The organism is Pseudomonas sp. NPDC087346 (genome assembly GCF_044744235.1).
Classification (GTDB): Bacteria; Pseudomonadota; Gammaproteobacteria; order Pseudomonadales; family Pseudomonadaceae; genus Aquipseudomonas.
Window position 1 is genome coordinate 37,056 of record NZ_JBIUXX010000004.1, and the last position, 21,469, is coordinate 58,524.

General features: G+C 58.9%; 16 protein-coding genes and 1 pseudogene. 6 read left to right on the plus strand and 11 right to left on the minus strand.

From position 1 onward, the window contains the following. Positions 1–147: 147 nt before the first annotated feature. The 10 genes from ACIOZM_RS03830 to ACIOZM_RS03875 all read right to left on the minus strand — a co-directional run bounded on the left by ACIOZM_RS03830 (position 148) and on the right by ACIOZM_RS03875 (position 16,248). Complete coding sequence (locus ACIOZM_RS03830) at positions 148–2,085, minus strand: calcium-binding protein (RefSeq protein ID WP_401209792.1); 1,938 nt, start codon at positions 2,083–2,085, stop codon at positions 148–150. A 242-nt stretch (positions 2,086–2,327) separates the two neighbouring features. Then, the gene (locus ACIOZM_RS03835; RefSeq protein WP_401209794.1) at positions 2,328–5,921 is read right to left on the minus strand and encodes a glycosyltransferase; all 3,594 of its coding nucleotides are present in this window, start codon (positions 5,919–5,921) and stop codon (positions 2,328–2,330) included. 117 nt (positions 5,922–6,038) lie between these two features. After that, positions 6,039–7,607, minus strand: a complete 1,569-nt coding sequence (locus ACIOZM_RS03840) for a flagellar hook-associated protein 3 (protein ID WP_401209796.1) — start codon at positions 7,605–7,607, stop codon at positions 6,039–6,041. A gap of 13 nt (positions 7,608–7,620) precedes the next feature. Beyond that, a complete protein-coding gene (flgK, locus tag ACIOZM_RS03845) occupies positions 7,621–9,666 on the minus strand; it encodes a flagellar hook-associated protein FlgK (protein WP_401209799.1) in 2,046 nt (681 codons plus the stop codon). Between the two features lie 24 nt (positions 9,667–9,690). Then, complete coding sequence (gene flgJ / locus ACIOZM_RS03850; RefSeq protein ID WP_401209802.1) at positions 9,691–10,968, minus strand: flagellar assembly peptidoglycan hydrolase FlgJ; 1,278 nt, start codon at positions 10,966–10,968, stop codon at positions 9,691–9,693. A gap of 11 nt (positions 10,969–10,979) precedes the next feature. Further along, a complete protein-coding gene (locus tag ACIOZM_RS03855; protein WP_401209920.1) occupies positions 10,980–12,068 on the minus strand; it encodes a flagellar basal body P-ring protein FlgI in 1,089 nt (362 codons plus the stop codon). Positions 12,069–12,095: 27 nt separating this feature from the next. After that, positions 12,096–12,791 carry a flagellar basal body L-ring protein FlgH gene (gene flgH, locus ACIOZM_RS03860; RefSeq protein ID WP_401209805.1) on the minus strand — a complete coding sequence of 232 codons (696 nt, stop codon included), beginning with the start codon at positions 12,789–12,791 and terminating at the stop codon, positions 12,096–12,098. 51 nt (positions 12,792–12,842) lie between these two features. Beyond that, positions 12,843–13,628 (minus strand): flagellar basal-body rod protein FlgG, encoded by a 786-nt coding sequence (gene flgG / locus ACIOZM_RS03865; protein ID WP_129390828.1) that lies wholly within the window; start codon positions 13,626–13,628, stop codon positions 12,843–12,845. Positions 13,629–13,673: 45 nt separating this feature from the next. Next, positions 13,674–14,414 (minus strand): flagellar basal body rod protein FlgF, encoded by a 741-nt coding sequence (locus ACIOZM_RS03870; protein ID WP_401209808.1) that lies wholly within the window; start codon positions 14,412–14,414, stop codon positions 13,674–13,676. A 271-nt stretch (positions 14,415–14,685) separates the two neighbouring features. Continuing rightward, positions 14,686–16,248: a sigma-54-dependent transcriptional regulator gene (locus ACIOZM_RS03875; protein WP_401209811.1), complete on the minus strand. Its 1,563-nt coding sequence runs from the start codon at positions 16,246–16,248 to the stop codon at positions 14,686–14,688. Positions 16,249–16,639: 391 nt separating this feature from the next. On the opposite strand from ACIOZM_RS03875, the gene phhA reads away from it, so the two are divergent. The 6 genes and pseudogenes from phhA (at position 16,640) to ACIOZM_RS03905 (ending at position 21,003) form a co-directional block, all read left to right on the plus strand. Then, positions 16,640–17,431 carry a phenylalanine 4-monooxygenase gene (gene phhA, locus ACIOZM_RS03880; protein ID WP_401209813.1) on the plus strand — a complete coding sequence of 264 codons (792 nt, stop codon included), beginning with the start codon at positions 16,640–16,642 and terminating at the stop codon, positions 17,429–17,431. Positions 17,432–17,500: 69 nt separating this feature from the next. After that, the gene (locus ACIOZM_RS03885; RefSeq protein WP_003222798.1) at positions 17,501–17,857 is read left to right on the plus strand and encodes a 4a-hydroxytetrahydrobiopterin dehydratase; all 357 of its coding nucleotides are present in this window, start codon (positions 17,501–17,503) and stop codon (positions 17,855–17,857) included. Further along, positions 17,857–19,050 carry an amino acid aminotransferase gene (locus ACIOZM_RS03890; RefSeq protein ID WP_401209815.1) on the plus strand — a complete coding sequence of 398 codons (1,194 nt, stop codon included), beginning with the start codon at positions 17,857–17,859 and terminating at the stop codon, positions 19,048–19,050. The genes ACIOZM_RS03885 and ACIOZM_RS03890 overlap by 1 nt, the downstream gene beginning before the upstream one ends. A gap of 259 nt (positions 19,051–19,309) precedes the next feature. Continuing rightward, a complete protein-coding gene (locus ACIOZM_RS03895) occupies positions 19,310–19,441 on the plus strand; it encodes a hypothetical protein (RefSeq protein ID WP_401209818.1) in 132 nt (43 codons plus the stop codon). Between the two features lie 77 nt (positions 19,442–19,518). After that, positions 19,519–19,701, plus strand: coding sequence for a hypothetical protein (locus ACIOZM_RS03900; protein WP_003222790.1), 183 nt, complete (start codon positions 19,519–19,521; stop codon positions 19,699–19,701). A gap of 115 nt (positions 19,702–19,816) precedes the next feature. Then, positions 19,817–21,003, plus strand: a pseudogene (locus ACIOZM_RS03905) (MFS transporter). Here the strand turns inward: ACIOZM_RS03905 and arfB are convergent. Then, positions 21,000–21,413, minus strand: a complete 414-nt coding sequence (arfB, locus tag ACIOZM_RS03910) for an alternative ribosome rescue aminoacyl-tRNA hydrolase ArfB (RefSeq protein ID WP_401209821.1) — start codon at positions 21,411–21,413, stop codon at positions 21,000–21,002. The pseudogene ACIOZM_RS03905 and the gene arfB overlap by 4 nt on opposite strands. Positions 21,414–21,469 lie beyond the last annotated feature (56 nt).

Sequence of the window (21,469 nt, forward strand, 5' to 3'; positions counted from 1 at the left end):
CTCGTTTTATGGCGATTTGAGGGGTACTTGCAGGAAACGCGCCAGCTCGGCAAGCCCTGCGTCCGGGGCACAAAGGCACATGAAAAAAGGGATGAATCCCTCAGCGGATTCATCCCTTTCATTGAGCCATATCAATGGGTTGAACGATTACCCGAACATGGCGAACGCATCACCACTGGTTGGCAGATCATAGACCTGGCCGTCGGCGGTCTGGATATGCTCGATGGTGTTGAAGCCCGCGTACCAGTCCGCCAGTTTCACGCCGTTGTCCGGCACACCACTGCCGGTGTCATTGGCACTGTGCAGATAGGCGTCGTTACCGATGCGGGTCACGCTCAACTGACCGGCATTGGCGATGGTGTTGAGGATCAGAGTGTCGTTCATGTCCAGCCCTTCATCCTGAATCGTCACCAGCCCGGTGGTGTTCACCACGTAGGTATCATCGCCATATCCACCATAAGCACTGACGCCGGAAAGCGCCTGGCTGGAGAAATTGATGATCAACTGGTCATCGCCCTGCCCGCCAAAGGCAACCCCGCTTCCCAGCGTGATCGTGTCATTGCCGTCATCGCCACTGGCCCAAGTGAACAGGTCGTTGCTGGCAGCGACGATGACATCATTGCCCGCGCCGCCTGAAAGCGTATCCGACTGCCCTGCAGCATCCTGCCCGGACGCCAGACCGCCGTAGATATGGTCATTGCCATCGCCGCCCTGAATCTGGTCGTCGCCCGCACTGCCCTCCAGAATGTTGTCGTCCGAATTGCCTTCAAGGGAGTCATTGAACTGACTGCCGCGCAGGCCTTCGATATCAATGTAAACGTCATAAAGAGCAATGCCGCTCTGCGGGCCCCAGTTGAGCGAGGCGCTCAAACCTTCAGTGCTGTCGCCGTAGCTGACGATGTCGATACCGGCACCACCTTCGAAATGATCACCACCCGCACCACCGTACAACACATCATTGCCGGCGCCGGAGACGATGGTGTTGCTCTCGTCATTGCCGTAACCGGTGAAGTCGGCAGTCCCGGTATACGTCAGGTTTTCAATGAACGGATCAAGGTGCATCGCGGACAGACTGGTGTACAGATGATCGGTTCCGCCTCGGAAATCACCCTCCTCCTCAATAGTCACTCCGGCGCTATTGATGGTGTAGATATCGTCCCCGCCACCACCCGCGACAGTCACGCCAGCGACATTGACGGTGTAGTGGTCAGCGCCCGATGTACCGATGACTTTTTCCACGTTGCGCAGTGTGTCGCCCTCTGCGTTGACGCCATCACCGCCGATCAGCAGGTTGACGGAATCAAAGGCGGATCGATAATTGACGGTGTCGTAACCAGCGGCACCATCAACGATCATCGAACCTTGATGACGATAAATCACGTCATCGAAGTTCGAACCCTGAATCGCTTCAATGCCAGTGAAAGTGTCGCCATAAGCGATGGTCAGACCGTCGAAGTTGCTGAAGTCCTCGACCCGCACACCCTCAAGGCTGTCGCTGTAGCTGACCGTGTCGAAGCCATCGCCACCGACAAAGTGATCGGCACCCGCGCCGCCCCACAGCCAGTCATTACCGGCACCGCCAATGATTTCGTTGTCACTGGCATTGCCGTAACCGTTGAAATCGCCGGTACCGGTGAAAGTCAGCTTCTCGATGAACGGGTCCATCTTGATGGTATTGAGGCTGGTGCGCAGCTCATCGTAGCCAAGATGATCCTCCTCGATGATCGTCACGCCCTCGCCGTCGACGATGTAAACATCATCACCGGCGCCGCCCTCCAGCGTCACACCCGCCACCGAACTGGTGAACGTATCGTTATGAAAACTACCGAATACTTTCTCCACTCCAATCAGGGTATCGCTCTTGCCATCGGGGCCGGTGACCGTAGCCACACCGCCGCCAAACTCGACATTGATCCCCGAGGACATTGCGTAATAGTTCGCCGTGTCAAAACCTTCACCGCCATCCAGTACGTCTGATCCTGCGCTGCCCAGCAGTAAATCATCCGACTCCAGTCCATAGAGTTGGTCATTATCGTCGGTGCCCAACAGGACATCCGCTTCACTCGTTCCATTTACGACAGCCATTTGCGTCTTCCTTGTGTTGTTGTTGAAACCGGATCTTCCATGGGGGCGATGCAAACCGAGGCAGCACCGCCGCCCCGTCCATACACCCGCAGGCAAACAAACGAATAACGGGGTATCGACTGAAGAAATCCAAAGCTTGAGGCTGGCGGGAGAAATCTCTGCTGATCGATGTAAGTACGTATTTCAAAGTACAAAAAAAGGCGACCCGAAAAGGTCGCCTTTTTTGATTCGTCTGAAGCCGATCAGTCGGCCAGCCAGCCATATTCCCAGTAGCGCAGGTTATCGCCGCGCAGCACGTAATCGCGCAGCACCACCTCCCGCAAATCATCCCCCATGCGATAGCTGGCATCCGGGTCAGACAGGTGCATGCGAATTGCCTGCAACCATTCATCCGTGGTGTTGGTCTTGACGCGAGTGCACGGCAGGTAGCCGCGATACGCCTCAGTGTCGGTACAAACCACCGGAAAACCACAAGCACCGTACTCAAGCAGGCGCAGGTTGCTCTTGCAGTCGTTGAATATGTGGAACTCAAGCGGTGCCAGCGCCAGGTCAAGGTTGAGGCTTGCCAGTTTCGCCGGATACACGTCGAGCGGGATCACCCCGTGGAACTCGTGCATGTATGGCCGCAGATCATCCGGGCACATGCCAAAAAATACCCAGTCGACCTCATTGGCCAGTTCGCGGACGACATCAGCGATTACCGCCAGGTCACCGTGATGACTGGTGCCTCCACCCCAGCCAACTCGCGGCTTTTTCGAGGTACGACGCTGACTGCGCAAGTTGCTCCACAAATCCTTGGCCAACATGTTCGGCACGACACGAATGTCGTGATGCATGTCCGACAGGACGTTGGCCAGCGGCTGAGTGGAAACGACCACGCGATCACACAGCCCGATTGCGCGACGCACCATGCGCTCCATGTCCTGCTTGCTCGGCATGTTGCGGATGTGCGCATTGCGATGCGGGACGTCGATGACATAGTCATCGAGTTCGTAGATTCGCCGCGCGCTGAAGTATTTTTTCAGCGGTGGAATTTCATCGATGGCGAGTTCCGAATAACGGCCTTGCAGAACAATCACATCGGGGGACTGGCGCTCGATATCAATGATCGATGGCAAACCGTAGCAAATGCGCCCTTCAATTCTGTTTGCCGCCTCCAGCTCGATCATCGGCTGGCTCATGCGGTAATGACCAATGGCCGAGGCATTGATTGGCACGACCAGTACATTGGGCAGCCGCGCCTTGGAAAACGGACTCCAACCGGTACGCAGACCCGGCTCAATACTGAAGCAGGTTGCACCAACACCCTGTAATGCCAGGTTGACGTTATAGGCTGGATCACGCGCTATAAGTGGCAGCCAGCGCTGGTAAAACGTGTCCAGTTCCTCGACGTGCACTTGCTCATCTTCCTGCGTCGCCGCCGAGCTAGGCCGCGCGCCTACTGCAAGCGTGGCATAGGGATTCCATACCACCAGATAACCTTCCTGGCCGACTCGCAGACATAGATCCGCGATATTGAGCGATTGTTTGAGGTGCTGCTCGTCGAGTTTCCCGACAGCCTCGAAGACCGTCTTGCGGACCATCAGGCAGTCACCGCCCACTGCGCTCAGATCATGTACCGCCTGCAGGCGGAACATGTAGCCGTCAGACTGCATCGGCTGACCATAAAATGGCAGCCCCACCGGCCCTTGCAATCCAAGAATCAGACCGGCGTGCAGCACACATCCATCCGGGTTGAACAACCTCGCACCCACCACACCGACCTCAGGGCGCTGCGCATGATTGAGCAGTTCGTCCAGCCAGTCCGCCTGGGTGATCACCGCAAAAGAATTAAGCATCACCACATATTCGCCGCGTGCCTGGCCTACCGCAAAATTGTACAAGGCCGCCGCATTACCTTTTTGCGGGAAGCTCAAAACGCGAATCCGGTCGCCGCCCAACTGCGCCATGCCATCCAGCCACGCCAACGCTTCAGCGCTTTCACTGCCATTGTCGACCAACACCAATTCATATTCGGTGTAGGCCGTCTTCTCCAACAGGGTTTCGACACAGCGCTGCAAGGCGGCGGTCTGATCCCGGGCGGTAATAATGACCGAGACCAGCGGCCGCAGGGCATGATGATAGTCGACACGATTGAGCAGCTCAGTGCTACCGCGACGAATCTCGTGGGCAATGCCCAGACGCTGCAAATGCGCTTCGAGCACGCGTGGGTTTTGCGCCACCACACCGGGTTCGGCCAGCCACGCGGACAGATCGAATTTCGATTCCAGCAACACTTCGGCGATGTGACCGATGACCTGTATGCCCTCGCTCTCGACCATGCGCAACAACACATCATGGGGGGCCAGCTCGGCGAACGCAGGATCAAACCCGCCGAGCGCCAGAAACTGCTCGCGCTTGAACGCCAAGGCACGTCCGACATAAGGATAACTGCGCATCAGATCCAGATTGAAATCCGGCTTGAATGCAGGCTCTACCGATTCGCCGCCACGCAGGCTGCCTTCATCGCTGTACAGACACGTCAGCGATGAGAAACGGGCAATTCGCTCGGCCATGACCAACAATGCCGGCACTACCGGGCGATCGCCGGCCTGCAACAGGTAGAACCAGTCCGCGCCCTCCAACTGCGGCAACAGTGCGTTGATCTGCTCCAGGCCGTCATCCTGCAACGGCATGCGGAACACTCGCCCATCCAGTTGCGCCTCAGTACAGGAAGCGGACAACACCAGAATCAGCTCAGGCAAATAATCCTGGGCAGCCAGCGCTTCCAGCGTGCGTTCGAGACCATCCTGTCTGCCCAACCCATCAATGATGATCGGTACGATTCGGGGTTGGTGCGACCAACCGGCAAGGGTTTCCGGCAGCAACTTGCGCTGCCCTTCGGTGAGCACCCGACACTCCAGCCACTGCGCATAAAGTTCAGCAAAACTGAAGCTGTCGACACCGACCGCCCATTCCTGACGACTTTGCTTGGAACCCAGAGTGCGGCTCAGGGGAAGTTCTTCCCAAACCCTCGGTAATTCATCAGCCTTGGTCAAGGGAATGTAGCGAACCCATCCCTGTGCAGGCGCGGACTCACCGCTTCGAACCTTGAGCATTTGCGAGATCCACTCTCGCTCGACCTCAACCGCATCCTTCATCCGCTGTTGCGCGCTCAGTCGCTCTGGATAGAGTCGCTCGGCGCTCAGCACATTGTTGGACACCGCCAGATTGCCGCGCCGTAACAGACAGACATACAGGGCAAAATCCAGGGTCGCCACGAAGCAGCAACCCTCTTCAGTCAATGCCGGCAGCAGCTCGACGATATCGGCACGCCGGAACAAGGCGTTGCTGAATCCGCCGAGAACGTTGACCGGGAATTTTTCAAATATACCCAGCAGATCGTCACCCTTGAGCAAGCCGCTGTAAGGTGACAAAGAGGTGTTTTCCAGACGCCCGGGCAAGATGATGTCGTTGGCATCCCAGAGCAGTCGCTGGGCCGTCACCAGACTGACCTCCTCGCGCAACATTTCATGGGCCTGCTGCTCGATACAATTCGAATAGAGCAGGTCATCGTCACACAGAAACTTGATGAATTCGCCCTGCGCCTGACTCAGGCAGACCTTCAAATTGCCGACCATTCCCAGCGTCTGCGGGTTGCGCACATAGCGCACAACCACACCCGTCTGCTCGACTACCGCGGCAACGATTTCCTCGATTGTGCTGCCGCGACTGTCATCGCACACAATGATTTCAAGATTGCCATAGCCTTGCCCGACGGCACTGCGCAGGGCCTTCTCGAAATATCGTGGATTGAAGGCAGGAATGACCAGACTGACAAGGGGAAGTGAATTCACGGCAGACTCGCAAGCGGCGGGAGCCCGCCCGGAACAGCGAGCCCTCTGGATACCGCAAAAAAAGACATTAGATACTCAAGAGCCAAAACAAACGGGCGCTTGCGCGCCCGGTTACCGTCAGATCTTGTTGAACAGGCCCAACTGGCTGATCTTGCTGAATGCCAGTTGCGCCGCTTGCAGCATGGTTTGTTGCAGAGTCAGACGCGTCATGACTTCTGCCGGGTCCGAATCACGGATCGAGCCTTGAGTCGTGGTATTGGCGGTGCTCAGGCTCTGATTGGTGATGGTTTGCATATCCAGCGATTGGCCACGAGCACCGATTGAAGTGACAGCGGCGCCGACCTGATTGGAAGCGCTATCGATGTTACCAAGCCCCGCTTCCATGATGCCCTGGAATTTTTGCTTGGCGACGTCATTGCCATCGATCGGCGCATTCAGCGCGGTCACCATCTGACCCAGCGTATCGAGGATATTCTGCGTCTGATGGTTGTTCGACTGGATCGAAAACTGATCACCGGCTGCAGGAGTGTTGCCCAATGCAAAGGTCACGCCCGCAGCGGTTGCGTTACCGCCAGCGACAGTACCCGAGGACACTGGTTTGCTGTCGGCAGTGACAGGCGCCGCATACAAATCAAAAGCAGTGGCGCTGGTGAACTTGAGGACTGCACCGCCCTGCGGGAAGGCGTTGTTGTAAGCCACAGGATCAGTGATGTTCGAACCGGTGATAACGGCGGTCGACGGGTTGCCCGGGCTACGCGCGGTAGTGAACGAGTCAGGCGTGGCCGACAATTGGAAGCTGTGCCCGGCGATAACCGCGTCGGGGTTGGTGTCACCCGCCTTGAGGTTGATGTTCAACTTCATGTCGACACCACGGAAGCTGACCGTCTGGTTGGCACCGCTGCTGTTGCTGATCAAACCATTCTGGGTTGCTTCAGCCGTAACATCATTACCCAGCGCATCGGTGATTTTCAGCTGCGTACTGCTGAGGAAGCTGACGGTGTAAGGCTCGCCGCCGGCAAATTTGGCGTTGTAGGTGGCAGCCGTTCCGACCGTACCGTTGGACAGCACGACACGACCGTCGTCAACCGGTGGAGCGGTCATGGTGGTGTTGGTGCGAGCGGTGTTGATGGTCTGCTGGAACGCGTCCCAGCCGGTAGTGTTGGTACCAACCGACGTACCGTCGCCAATGCCCAGATTGATGGTGGTCTGGTCACCGTTGTAGCTGTAAGTGCCGTCGTTGTTTTGCGAGTACGGCGCGGTATCGGTTTTCGAACCGGAAAACAGGTAGTTGCCGTCGGCATCCTTGGAGTTCATCAGGCCCAGGACTTGTTGCTGGATCTGCGACAGTTGCGCAGCGTAAGCCTGGCGGTCCTTGTCGGTAAGGTTGCCGTTGTTGGCGGCCAGGGAGATTTCCTTGGCACTCTGCAACGCCGTGGTGATGGAATCCAGCGTGGTTTCCTGCACCGTCAGCGCACTCTTGGTGCTGCTGATGTTGGTGGTGTACTGATCGAGCATTGCCGCCTGCTGACCCAGCTGCAGCAAACGCCCGGCGCCGATAGGATCATCCGCTGCGGTATTGATGCGCGTCAGGCTGCTCGCCTCGCTCGCGGTGGCGACAGCCTTGTTGAAGTTACGCTGATAGTCCGAAGCTTGCGTTCCGTAATACTGGGCGGTGGAAATGCGCATGAATTACGACTCCTTAAAGGCTGTTGATCAGCGTGGCGAAAGTTTCCTGCGCAGCTTTGATGATCTGCGAAGACGCTGTGTAGTACTGCTGATACTTGACCAGGTTGCCGGTTTCTTCATCCAGGTTGACCCCGGACAACGAATCACGCGCGCCCTGTGCCTGTGCCAGGATTGCCGTGGTGGCGGCGCTGTCGGACTTGCCTTGAGCAGCCTTGGTACCGACGTTGGTCACCAGTTTGTTATAGGCGTCGGTCAGGCTGATGCCTTTGCTCGCCGAACCGGTATCCACGGTTTGTTTGGTTTGCAGGCCGACCAGCGCTTGGGCGTTGCGGTTGTCCGAAGACGCCGCACCGGTCAGGTTCATGGTGAAGGTTTCGCCGGTTTTTGGTGTGCCGCCGACCGTGGTCTGCACGGTGAAGGTCTTCTGCACATTCGGCGTAACAGTCGTGTCCATGACCGGGTTGCCGCTGGCATCGACCATACCGACTTTCAGATTCAGGGTGTTGGCCTGGCCCGGAACGATGACGCCGGAGCCAATGGTGAACCCCTTGGCATCAACCATGTTGTAGGTCTGACTGCCACCGCTCGCCGCACCGAACACCAGTTTGACCGGCGTCGAATTCTTCAGCGCCGCCTGCATCTCGGCCTGAGAAGCCGGGTCGTAGATATTGATCGTGTCGCTGAGCGTCGGCTGGGTGTAAGTGCCAGAGTTGCTGGCGCTGGCCACACCGGTCAGCGGACCTGCCGCAGCAATTTTCTTCGGGTCGGTGAGTACAGTCTGAATGCTCGCTGCCGCATTGCGGGTCGGGGTCACCTTGAAGCTGTCGCCCGCACTCAACGCGCCGCCATTGAGTGAGAGGCTGAAGCCGTCGATCACTGGAGGTGGCGTGGTCGTGGTGCTGAAGGAGCCCATGTCGGTGCCGTCGGAGCGCTTGACGCTGTAGTCGGTCGCGCTGGTGAACGTCACCTGATAGTCGCTGCTGGTCAGCTTGCCGGTGTCCTTGATGGTCACATCAAGATTGCCCGAACCGGTGCTGTTGCCTGACTGCGCGATGCTGCGCTGGCTGACCAGAGCGGCACTATTGATATTGTTGAAAATCGCTGCGCCAAAGTCACCGTTCTTGTCGATGCCCTGGGCTTGCTGGCTGTTGATCTGATCCGCAATGACCAGCGCGACACGACCCAATTCGTTAAGCGAAGGATCAAGCACATCGCTGCGATAAGTCAGCAGGCCACCGATTTCACCACCGCTCATCGCCGAAGTGATATCGATGGTGCTCGAACCGCGATCCATCTGGATGCCCACGCGCGACGGGTCGCCCTTGAGAGCCACGGTGCTCAGCGTGTTAGTGGTGTTGCCGATCACCAGCGGCTGGCCGCTGCCGATGTAGACGTCGAAACTGGTGCCGCGCTCGACGACTTGAGTGCCGGTCAGTTCGGACAACTGGCGCACGGCTTCGTTACGACTGTCGAGCAGGTCGTTCGGCTGGCCGCCGCTGGTGGAGATCTCACCGATTTTCTGGTTCAGCGTAGCAATCGAGGTGGCCAGCTTATTCACCTGGGCCGCCATGTCGCCAAGGCTGCCGTTGATCGTGGTGTTCTGGTCATTCAACTGCTTGGAAATGGTATTGAAGCGGTTGGTGAGCGCCTGCGCGCCCGTCAGCACCGATTGACGGGAAGTGTCGTCGGTCGCCGAGGTCGATACGCCCTGCATCGAGGTGAAGAACTTCTGCAACACGCCGGTCAGACCGGTGTTGGTGTCGGACAGCGTGGCATCCAGTGGCGTGGTCTGAGCCAGATACGCGGCCGATTCGCTGTCGAGCGAAGTCGCCGTATGCAACTGGGTTTCCAGGTAGGAGTTGTACACCCGACGCACGTCGGCCAGGGTGGTGCCCGTGCCGATGAAAACGGTGCCGAACTGCTGCGAGGACTTGGTGCCCTGCACGGTTTGCTGGCGTGAATAACCGGCGGTGTCGACGTTGGCAATGTTGTTGCCTGTCGTTGCCAGAGAGGACTGGCTAGCCGCCAGACCCGACATTCCGATATTGAGCAAACTCATGGTTCAGACCTTATACCTTGTGCCTTATAAAGGCGTGGTGGATACACCCGCCGCAGCGTAGTTTTGGAAACTGTTCATCTGCTTGGCTATCTGCGAAATCTTTGTCGCGTAGTTCGGGTCGGTCGCGTAACCGGCCTTTTGCAACTCGCGTACAAACTGTTCTGGGTTATCGGCCGACTTCACAACATCTTGATAGCGATTGTTGGTCTGCAGCAAAGTCACCAGATCGTGGAAACTGTCCTTGTACGAGGCGTAGGAACGGAACTCGGCCGTCTCCTTGACCATCTGCCCATCGCGGAATTCGCTGGTGATCGCCCGGGCCGAATCGCCCTTCCAGTTGCTGCTCGCCTTGATGCCGAACAGGTTGTGGCTGCTGCTGCCATCCTGAGCGCGCATGACCGATTTGCCCCAGCCGGTTTCCAGTGCGGCTTGCGCCACCAGGTAACGCGGATCGACACCGATACGCGCGGCGGCTTCTTTGGCCATCGGCAGCATGGTGTTGACGAACTGGTCGGCAGAACTGAACGCACGTTTCGCCGGCGCCAGCGGAATCTGCGCCATGGCACGACCGTAAATCTGCATCTGGCCGTCGGAGGATTTGTCCGCCTCGGCCCGCGCCAGCCAGTCGCCGTTGTACAGCGGGCCGGAACCGGTGACGGTGGTACCGCGCGTGGGCAATTGGGTGGAAGCTGCCGGCGTAGCCGAAGGCACCAGACCCGCAAGCAAGCGATCAGCCAGTTTCGGCGGCAACGCCAGGCGACGCTTATTGATCATTTCCATGTCGTTGCTGTGCGCAAGCTGGGTGTTCGGCGCATGCAGCGCGCGCGATGCCCACAACGGACGCTCGCCATTGAGGCGCGACAACGGCCCGGTGCCCACCGTGCCAGCGGCAATCGGCGTCGGTACCGCTGCGGCTTTCGCCGCTTCCTGCTTGGCGGCGGATGCGGCCGCAGCCTCGCCCGGCGCCAGCGGTTTGTTCTTCGACATCTGCTTGAGCAACACGTCGGCCAGACCGATACCACCGCCTTCGCGGGACATCGAGACCGCCAGTTGCTGGTCGTACATTTCCTGATACTGCTTGGCAGCCGGGGTGTTCATCGGGTTGTCTTTGCCCAATGCCTCGGTGGCCGAACGCATCGACTTGAGCATTTCACCAAGGAACAGCGATTCGAATTCCTGCGCAACCTTGCGCATGTTCGCATCGCTGTTCTTGTCGCCGACCTTGAGCTGGTTCAGACGATTAAGGTCGGAATAGGAACCCGAATCGCCGGTATCGACCAGACTGCCTTTGCGCATATCCATGTTCGCCGTCCTCAGATCACGATCAGGTCGGCTTGCAACGCGCCGGCCTGCTTCAGTGCTTCGAGAATGGCCATCAAGTCACCCGGTGCCGCGCCGACCTGGTTCACCGCACGCACGATCTCGTCGAGGGTAGTGCCCGGGCCGAACTTGAACATCGGTTTGGCTTCCTGCTGGGCATTCACTCGTGAACGCGGCACCACGGCAGTCTGACCATTGGACAGCGGGCCCGGCTGGCTGACGATAGGATCTTCGGTGATGGTCACGGTCAGGCTGCCGTGGGTCACGGCGGCTGGCGAGACTTTCACGTTCTGGCCGATAACGATGGTGCCGGTGCGCGAGTTGATGATGACTTTCGCCACCGCCTGACCCGGATCGACTTCAAGGTTTTCGAGGATCGACAGATAGTCGACACGCTGGCTCGGATCGAGCGGCGCGCTGACCCGGATCGAGCCGCCGTCGATGGCCTGAGCCACGCCAGGGCCGAGCATGTCGTTGATCTTGTCGACGATGCGCTTGGCCGTGGTGAAGTCGGAACGGTTGAGGTTCAGCGTCAGGCTGTTGCCCTGGTTGAAACCACTCGGCACCGAACGCTCCACCGACGCACCGCCAGGGATGCGACCGGCCGACGGAACGTTGACGGTGATCTTCGAACCGTCACGACCTTCAGCATCAAAACCGCCGACCACCAAATTGCCCTGAGCGATGGCGTAGACGTTGCCGTCGATACCCTTGAGCGGGGTCAGCAACAATGTGCCGCCACGCAGGCTCTTGGAGTTACCGATCGAGGACACGGTGATGTCGACTTGCTGACCCGGTTTGGCGAACGCCGGCAGATCGGCACTCACCGATACCGCTGCGACGTTTTTCAACTGCACGTTGCCCGAACCCGGCGGCACTTTGATGCCGAACTGCGAGAGCATGTTGTTGAAGGTCTGCAGGGTGAACGGGGTTTGCGTCGTCTGGTCACCGGTGCCGTTAAGCCCGACCACCAGGCCGTAACCGATCAACTGGTTGGAACGCACGCCGGAAATACTGGCGATGTCTTTCAACCGCTCGGCGTGGGCGCCAAAGGCTGCGGACATCAATGCCGCAGCCAGCATGAGGCTCTTGAACTTCAAAGTAGCCACCTAGAAAGGGAACAGCGGGCTGAGGAAGAAACGGTCGAACCAGCCTGGCTGACTCGCATCGGCAAACGAACCGGTACCCGAATAGGTAATGCGCGCATCGGCGACCCGGGTCGACGAAACGGTGTTGTCGGTGGCGATGTCATCGGCACGTACCAGACCGGCAATCCGCACCAGCTCGTCGCCAGTGTTGAGGGTCATCCACTTCTCGCCACGCACGGCGATGATGCCGTTGGGCAAGACGTCGGCGACGGTCACGGTGACCGAGCCGGTCAGGGTGTTGCCCTGCGCAGCCTTGCTGTCACCCTTGGTCGCACGGTCGCCGCTGTAGCCGACATCCAGACTCAGGTCATTACCGCCCAACGGATTGTTGGTGGTGCCACTGCCGCCGAACAGCGAAGTCAGGCCGATGCCGGTCTTGCTGTTCTTGGCCACTTGCGAGTTGGCGTTTTTGCTGGCCTGGGTTTTCTCGTTCAGGGTGATGGTGATGATGTCACCGACCCGGAATGCCTTGCGGTCGCTGTACAGGTTCTGCTCGAAACCGGCCTGATAGATCGAGCCGTTATTGGCGGCTGCCGGCAACGGCGTGCGCGGCAACACCGGAGCGTAGTAAGGGTCATTGGGCTTGGGCGTCGGTGCGACGCAGCCCGCGAGCGAGACGACCCCACCCAATGCCAGAACAGATACGAAGCGTTTCATGACCCTACCTCACGGTGTTGCAGGCAGCCTCATGGCCGCCTCATAGACTGATTACAGATTCTGCGTTACGAACGAGAGCATCTGGTCGGCGGTGGAGATCACCTTGGAGTTCATCTCGTAAGCGCGCTGAGTGGTGATCATGTTGACCATCTCTTCAACGGTGCTGACGTTGGAACCTTCCAGAGTGTTCTGCAACGTGGTGCCGAAACCGTTCAGGCCCGGGGTACCGATTTGCGGTGCGCCCGAAGCAGCAGTTTCCAGGAACAGGTTGTTGCCCACGGCTTGCAGACCGGCCGGGTTGATGAAGTCGGCGGTTTGCAGGTTGCCGATCACCTGAGCGGCCGGGTTACCTGGAACAGTGATGGACACTGTGCCGTCGGTACCGACGGTGAAGCTCTGGGCGTTGTTCGGGATGACGATGGCTGGTTCCAGAGCGAAACCACTGGCGTTGACGATCTGGCCATTGGAATCGAGGTGGAAAGTACCGTCACGGGTGTAGGACGTGGTGCCGTCCGGTTGCAGGATCTGGAAGAAACCGCGACCGTCGACGGCCAGGTCCAACGGCTGCTCGGTGGTTTGCAGGCTGCCGGCGGTGAAGTTTTTCTGCGTGCCGACAATGCGCACACCGGTACCCAGTTGCAGACCGGACGGCAGTTCGCTGTCCTGAGTCGACTGGGCGCCAGGCTGACGCTTGATTTGATACAGCAAGTCCTGGAACTCGGCGCGATCACGTTTGAAACCCGTGGTCGACACGTTCGCCAGGTTGTTGGAGATGGTGGTCAGGTTGGTGTCCTGGGCGGACAGACCTGTTTTGGCAACCCATAGAGCCGGAAGCATTCGATTCTCCTCGTGCGCCTGTTTTACGGCGCGACGTTCTGATAATTAGCTGATCTGCAAGACCCGAGCCATGGCCTGGTCGTCGTCTTTGGCGGTGTTCATCATCTTGATGTGCAATTCGAACTGCTTGGACAGAGCCAGTACCGATGTCATTTCTTCCACGGCATTGACGTTGCTCGACTCCAGGAAACCCGACACCAGTTTGACGTTGGCATCGGCCGGCGCAGGCTGGCCGTCCTTGGTGTAGATCGAGCCGTCGAGGCCCTTGTTCATGTTCTTGATGTCCGGGTTGACCAGTTTGATCCGGTCGACTTCCGCCATGACGCGCGGGCCTTCGCCCATCGCACGAATACTGATGGTGCCGTCTTCACCGACTTCGACCTGCTGCTCTGGCGGCACGGCAATCGGCCCGCCATTGCCCATCACGGCCATGCCGTTGCCGGCGCGCAATACGCCGAGGGCGTCGATGTTGAGGCTGCCGGTGCGCACGTAGCTTTCACCGCCGTTCGGGTTCTGCACGGCGATAAAACCGTTGCCGGTCACGGCGACGTCGAGGTCACGTCCGGTCTGCACCAGCGAGCCCGGCGAGAAGTCGGTGGCCGGGCGTTCGCTCATGGCAAACGCACGCGCCGGAAAGCTGTCACCAAACACCGGCATCGAACGCGCCTGCTCCAGGTCTTTCTGGAAACCGTTGGTGGAGATGTTCGCCAGGTTGTTCGCATGAGCCTTCTGCGCCAGTGCATTCTGGCTGGCGCCGGTCATTGCCACATAAAGGTACTTGTCCACACTCTTTCCTCTGCATGCCGGACGTTTGCCGCCCACCGCTGTACTGCTGAGCCATAAGCAATTTGCAGACCAACTTTTATTTGGCGGCCGAGAGCCCGGTAAACAAAGGACTTGAGGGAAAGCGAGGGGAAATCTGAAATGTATCGAAGTCGAAAAACCGGCGGTGGAATGCCGCTTGGCGGCAACAGATCAAAAGATCGCAGCGTGCCGCAGCTCCTACCTTGAAATACATTCCCCTGTAGGAGCTGCGGCACGCTGCGATCTTTTGATCTTAAGCTTCAGTGTCTTTACCCACCTCATACTCGCGCAGTTTATTGGCGATTGTTGTATGTGAAACCCCGAGTCGCTTGCCCAGTTGTCGACTGCTCGGATGCTCTGAGTACAAACGCTCCAGCACCGCTTTCTCGAAGCGCCCGACAATCTCGTCCAACCCGCCCTCCAGCGAAAAATCGCCAAGCGGCTGACGCACGCCATAATCCGGCAGGCGAATATGTTCAGCTTTGACCGTCCCGCCCTCACACAGCGAAACCGCCTGAAACAGCACGTTCTCCAATTGCCGCACGTTGCCCGGCCAGTGGTAATGACTGAGCCGGTCCATCGCTGCCGGCGCCAGTTTCGGCAGCGGGCAACCGATCTGTCGACTGGCCTGATCGAGGAAGTGCTCGACCAGTGGTGCCAAACCATCGAGGCATTCACGCAGCGGCGGAATATGCAGCGAAAGCACGTTCAAGCGATGGTACAAATCCTGACGAAATTCACCCCGGGAGCACAGTTCCGACAGATCAACCTGAGTCGCGCAGATCACCCGCACATCCAGATAGACCTCCTCGTCACTGCCCACACGCCGGAAGCAGCCATCCTGCAAAAAGCGCAGCAACTTCACCTGCAAGCGCGGGCTCATCTCACCGACGCCATCGAGAAACAAGGTGCCGCCCGCCGTCAACTCCAGCAGGCCGAGCTTGCCTTCGGCCCGCGCCCCTTCAAAAGCACCCGGCCCGTAACCGAACAACTCGGTCTCGGCCATCGACTCTGGCAGCCCCGCGCAGTTGAGCGCCATCAACGGCGACTGCCCACGCGGACTGGCGAGGTGGCAGGCACGCGCCAGCAGTTCTTTGCCGGTGCCGGTTTCACCTTCTATCAATAGCGGCGCATCCAGCGGCGCCATGCGTCGCGCTTCGCGCACCACTGCGGCCATGACTTTCGAACTCTGGAAGATGCTGTCGAAGCCGCGCAGCTCCTGTTTGCGCACGTTGTAGATGCGCTCACCGACCCGGTCCGCTCGATGCAGCGTCAGCACCGCACCGGCCATGGCTTCGCTGTCGTCGTGTTCCGATTGCAGCGGCGCGATGTCAGCCAGAAAGACGTCACCCTTGACCTTCACGCGCATGCCGTTGATTCGCGATTTATTGGCGCGCACCAGCTCCGGCAGATCGAAATCTTCGGCGTATCGAGACAGCGGAATCCCCGGCACCTCATCAACCCGCACCCCGAGCAACTGCGCCGCCGCACGGTTGGCCGCCACAATGGAGCCGCCCATGTCGATCGACAGCACCGGAAACTCCAGGGCGCCAAGCAACGCATTCAGCTCCATGTGTCGCCGCTCGCTCGGCATCAAGCCGACCCGTTTGACGCCAAACACCCCGGCAATCGCCTCGAACTTGGGACGCAGCGCCTGGAACTGGATGTTGATCAGGTTCGGGCAGTGCAGATAGATCGCATTGCCATGCTCGCCGCCGACCTCACCGCGCGCGACGTTGATCCCGTACTCGACCAACAGATTGAGGATGTCGCGCAGGATGCCGATGCGGTTCTGACAATGGACTTTGATGCGCATATATAAGACCCGAGAAACAAAGAGAGACCTGAAGACAGTGAATTACCTGTGGGAGCCAGCCTGCTGGCGATAGCAGTGTGTCAGGCAAATTGATGTGAACTGACACACTGCTATCGCGAGCAGGCTCACTCCTACAGGGGAACGTGCCGTACTTTTCTGCTGAGGCACGCAGATAACCGTCAAGATTATGTGACACCTACAGCCCTTTTCAAACCCGAAAATCACCGCAATCCCGAGTTAAGGGCAAATCCGTAACGATTACTTTACGAATATCAATGATTCTTCCTACATCCCCCTCGCAATCACCTGCTGCAACCGGCAACGTCCTGCGTTATTTCTAGGTCCATCGCTGGACATAACAAGAACGAATTCCCCTTAGCAGGAGAGCAGCATGAAGCAGACGCAATACGTGGCCCGCGAGCCCGATGCGCAAGGTTTTATCGATTACCCCGCCGAAGAACACGCGGTGTGGAACACGCTGATCACTCGCCAGTTGAAAGTGATCGAGGGTCGGGCGTGCCAGGAATACCTGGACGGTATCGAAAAACTCGGTCTGCCCCACGACCGCATCCCGCAACTTGGCGAAATCAACAAGGTGCTCGGCGAAACCACCGGTTGGCAGGTCGCTCGCGTCCCGGCGCTGATTCCGTTTCAAACCTTCTTTGAGTTGCTCGCCAGCAAACGCTTCCCGGTGGCCACGTTCATTCGTACCCGCGAAGAGCTGGACTATCTGCAAGAGCCGGACATTTTCCACGAGATTTTTGGCCACTGCCCGCTGCTGACCAACCCTTGGTTTGCCGAATTCACCCACACCTACGGCAAGCTCGGCCTGCAAGCCACCAAGGAAGAACGCGTGTATCTGGCGCGGCTGTACTGGATGACCATCGAGTTTGGTCTGGTCGACACCCCGCAAGGCAAGCGCATCTACGGTGGCGGCATTCTGTCTTCGCCGAAAGAATCCGTTTACTCGCTGTCGGACGAGCCCGAGCATCAGCTCTTCGATCCGCTGGAAGCCATGCGCACGCCGTACCGCATCGACATCCTCCAGCCGCTGTACTTTGTTCTGCCGAACCTCAAGCGCCTGTTCGATGTGGCCCATGAAGACATCATGGCCATGGTCAGACAAGGCATGCAGTTGGGTCTGCATGCGCCGAAATTTCCGCCCAAGCCGAAAGCGGCCTGAGCAGAACCCGCTCGCGACTTGCGCGCAAAGATAGTAATTTCCAACAAGAATCGAATTCAGGAATACACCATGTCCACATTGAACCAAGCCCACTGCGAAGCCTGCCGCGCCGATGCCCCGCAAGTCAGCGACGAAGAACTGCCGATCCTGATCAAGCAGATCCCTGACTGGAACATCGAAGTTCGCGACAGCATCATGCAGCTGGAAAAAGTCTTCCTGTTCAAGAATTTCAAGCACGCACTGGCGTTCACCAACGCCGTTGGCGAGATCTCCGAAGCCGAAGGTCACCACCCGGGTCTGCTGACCGAGTGGGGCAAAGTCACCGTGACCTGGTGGAGCCACTCGATCAAAGGCCTGCACCGCAACGACTTCATCATGGCCGCGCGCACTGACGAAGTGGCCAAGACCGCAGAAGGACGCAAGTAATGCACTTCGACGCCATCGGCCGGGTACCCGGCGACCCGATCCTCGGCTTGATGGAGGCTTATGCGCAGGACACTAACCCGCGCAAATTCGACCTGGGCGTTGGCGTCTACAAGGACGCACAGGGCCTGACGTCGATCCCCGAGGCGGTAAAAATCGCCGAGGCGCGACTGGTTGAAAGCCAGGACACCAAGACCTACATCGGTGGCCACGGCAATCCGCTGTTCGGCAAGGTCATCAACGAACTGGTGCTGGGCGCCGACTCGAAACTGATCGCCGAACAACGCGCCGGCGCTACCCAGACGCCGGGCGGCACTGGCGCCCTGCGTCTGGCGGCCGACTTCATTGCCCAATGCCTGCCGGGCAAAGGCGTGTGGCTGAGCAATCCGACCTGGCCGATCCACGAAACCATTTTCGCCACGGCCGGGATCAAGGTCAGTCACTACCCGTACGTGGGCAGCGACAATCGCCTCGACGTCGAAGCGATGCTCGCCGTGCTCAACCAAGCGCCGAAAGGTGATGTGGTGCTGCTGCACGCCTGCTGCCACAACCCGACCGGTTTTGATCTGAGCCACGACGACTGGCAGCGCGTGCTGGATGTTGTCCGCCAGCGTGATCTGCTGCCGCTGATCGACTTTGCCTACCAGGGTTTTGGCGACGGTCTGGAGCAGGATGCGTGGTCGACCCGACTGTTCGCGGCTGAACTGCCGGAACTGCTGATCACTAGCTCTTGCTCGAAAAACTTCGGCCTGTATCGCGACCGTACCGGTGCGCTGATTGTCTGCGCGAAAACCGCTGACAAGCTGATCGACATCCGCAGCCAACTGGCCAACATCGCCCGCAACCTGTGGTCAACGCCACCGGATCACGGCGCCGCTGTTGTCGCCACCATCCTCGCCGACCCGGAGCTGAAACGCCGCTGGGCCGACGAAGTGGAAGCCATGCGTCAGCGCATCGCTCAGTTGCGCAGTGGTCTGGTTGAAGCGCTGGAGCCGCACGGTTTGCGTGAACGTTTTGCGCACATTGGTGAGCAACGCGGGATGTTCTCCTACACCGGCCTGTCGCCGGAACAACTGAAAAACCTGCGCGATCATCACGGCGTGTACATGGTCAGCTCGGGCCGGGCAAACGTCGCCGGCATCGATGCAACGCGCCTGGCGCTGCTGGCCGAAGCCATCGCCAACGTCTGCAAGTAACACCACAAAACCCTGTAGGAGCTGCCGAAGGCTGCGATCTTTTGATCTTGTTTTTAAAACAGAATCAAAAGATCGCAGCCTCCGGCAGCTCCTACATTTGCTTTGCGGTGATCTTTAGCTTTTTGCGCTCCCTGCGGCCTTTTGTCGCAATAATTCGAATTAAAAGTCTGATTGTCATTTTTCCTGCTGTATCCTGCGCAAGCTTTGTAAAAGCGCGGATCTACCAGATCTATCAACAGACTTAGCGAGGAGCGCAACCATGCACGAGATTCCTAATCTCCCCTTCCCAAGCCTGCACGAACCTGAGCAGACGACCACGCAACAAGCCGGCGCCCAACAGCCCGAGCCGAAAGAAGCCGCTGACAGCCGCCAGGCCGACCGCGACGAGTAACCTGCAACACCCCGCCGTACAGACCGTGTGGAAAGCGCTAAGATGCGCTTTCCACACTGCCTGAAACCGAGCCCGCCATGACCGACGAATTCTCCGAAAGCCAAGCTGCCGTACTGATCGGCGCCACCGAGAAAATGATCGAGATCTGGAACCGCCTCTCCCCCGAGAAACAGGCCGCCCTGCTCGCCCGCTTCGGCAGCGAAGAAAACGCCCTCGCCGCATTGGTCACCACCCAACTGGTCGCGCCGGCCAAGCCCTGAATTCGCCATCCAGCAAATAGTTTTACTTTTAACCTCCCCTGATTCACCCGCGCCGGTATCATAAGCAGCCTATCTAATCCTGCTTTTCCGTGGACCGTTGCCCATGTCGCCCTCTATGCCAGAATCCCAGCGCCCCCTGGCGGTCACGCTGCAAGTCGTTTCCATCGTCCTTTTCACCTTTATCGGTTACCTGAACATCGGCATTCCGCTCGCGGTGCTGCCGGGCTATGTCCACAGTGACCTCGGTTTCGGTGCGGTGATCGCCGGGCTAGTGATCAGCGTGCAATACCTCGCCACCCTGCTCAGCCGTCCGTATGCCGGCAAGATCATCGACAACAAGGGCAGCAAACTGGCGGTGATGTATGGCCTGGCCGGTTGCGGTTTGAGTGGCGTGTTCATGCTGATTTCGGCGTTCACCCAGAGCCTGCCGATGCTCAGCCTGATCAGCCTGTTGGTTGGCCGACTGGTGCTGGGCAGCGCAGAAAGTCTGGTCGGTTCCGGCTCGATCGGCTGGGGCATCGGCCGGGTCGGCGCGGCGAACACCGCCAAAGTGATTTCCTGGAACGGTATCGCCAGCTACGGCGCACTGGCCGTTGGCGCGCCATTGGGTGTGTTGCTGGTCAACCATCTGGGCTGTGGAGCATGGGCGTCAGCATTGTTCTGCTGGCGGTGCTGGGCCTGCTGCTGGCGTGGCCGAAAACCGCCGCGCCGATTGTGGTCGGTGAGCGCCTGCCATTCATGCACGTCCTCGGACGGGTATTCCCGCACGGCTGCGGGCTGGCGCTGGGCTCGATTGGTTTCGGCACCATCGCGACCTTCATCACTCTGTATTACGCCACGCAGCACTGGGAAAACGCCGTGCTCTGTCTGAGCCTGTTCGGTGCCAGCTTCATTGGTGCGCGGCTGTTGTTCGGCAATCTGATCAACCGACTCGGCGGCTTCCGTGTGGCGATTGCCTGCCTGTCGGTGGAAACCCTTGGCCTGTTGCTGTTGTGGCTGGCGCCGGATGCGCATTGGGCATTGGCCGGTGCGGCGCTCAGCGGTTTCGGTTTCTCGCTGGTGTTCCCGGCGCTGGGTGTCGAGGCAGTCAATCTGGTGCCAGCCTCCAGCCGTGGCGCGGCGGTCGGCGCCTATTCGCTGTTCATCGACTTGTCGCTGGGGATCACCGGGCCATTGGCCGGGGCGATTGCTGCCGGATTCGGTTTTGCCTCGATCTTTTTGTTTGCCGCCCTCGCCTCGTTGAGCGGTCTGGCGTTGAGCGTGTACCTCTACAAGCACACGGCGAAATACCGCGAAGCCTAGAAATCGACCTTGCCGCGCCCGGCCTTGATGCTGCCGCGCTTGGTCTTCGATTCGAGCCGACGCTTCTTTGAACCGAGGGTCGGTTTGGTCGGGCGACGTTTCTTTTCGACTTTGGTGGCGCTGAGAATCAGCTCGGTGAGGCGCTCCAGCGCATCGGCGCGATTGGCTTCCTGCGTGCGGTATTGCTGGGCCTTGATGATCAACACGCCATCGCTGGTGATCCGACTGTCTCGCAGCGCCAGCAGTCGCTCCTTGTAGAACTCGGGCAAGGACGAATTAGGAATGTCGAAGCGCAAATGCATCGCGCTCGACACCTTGTTGACGTTCTGCCCACCGGCGCCTTGCGCACGAATGGCCGTCAACTCGATCTCGGCATCCGGCAGATGCACGTTGTTGGAAATCACCAGCATGGAAAAGCGTCCGTATTCAAGTGCGCTCAGGATACCGCGATTAGCTGGAAAACAAT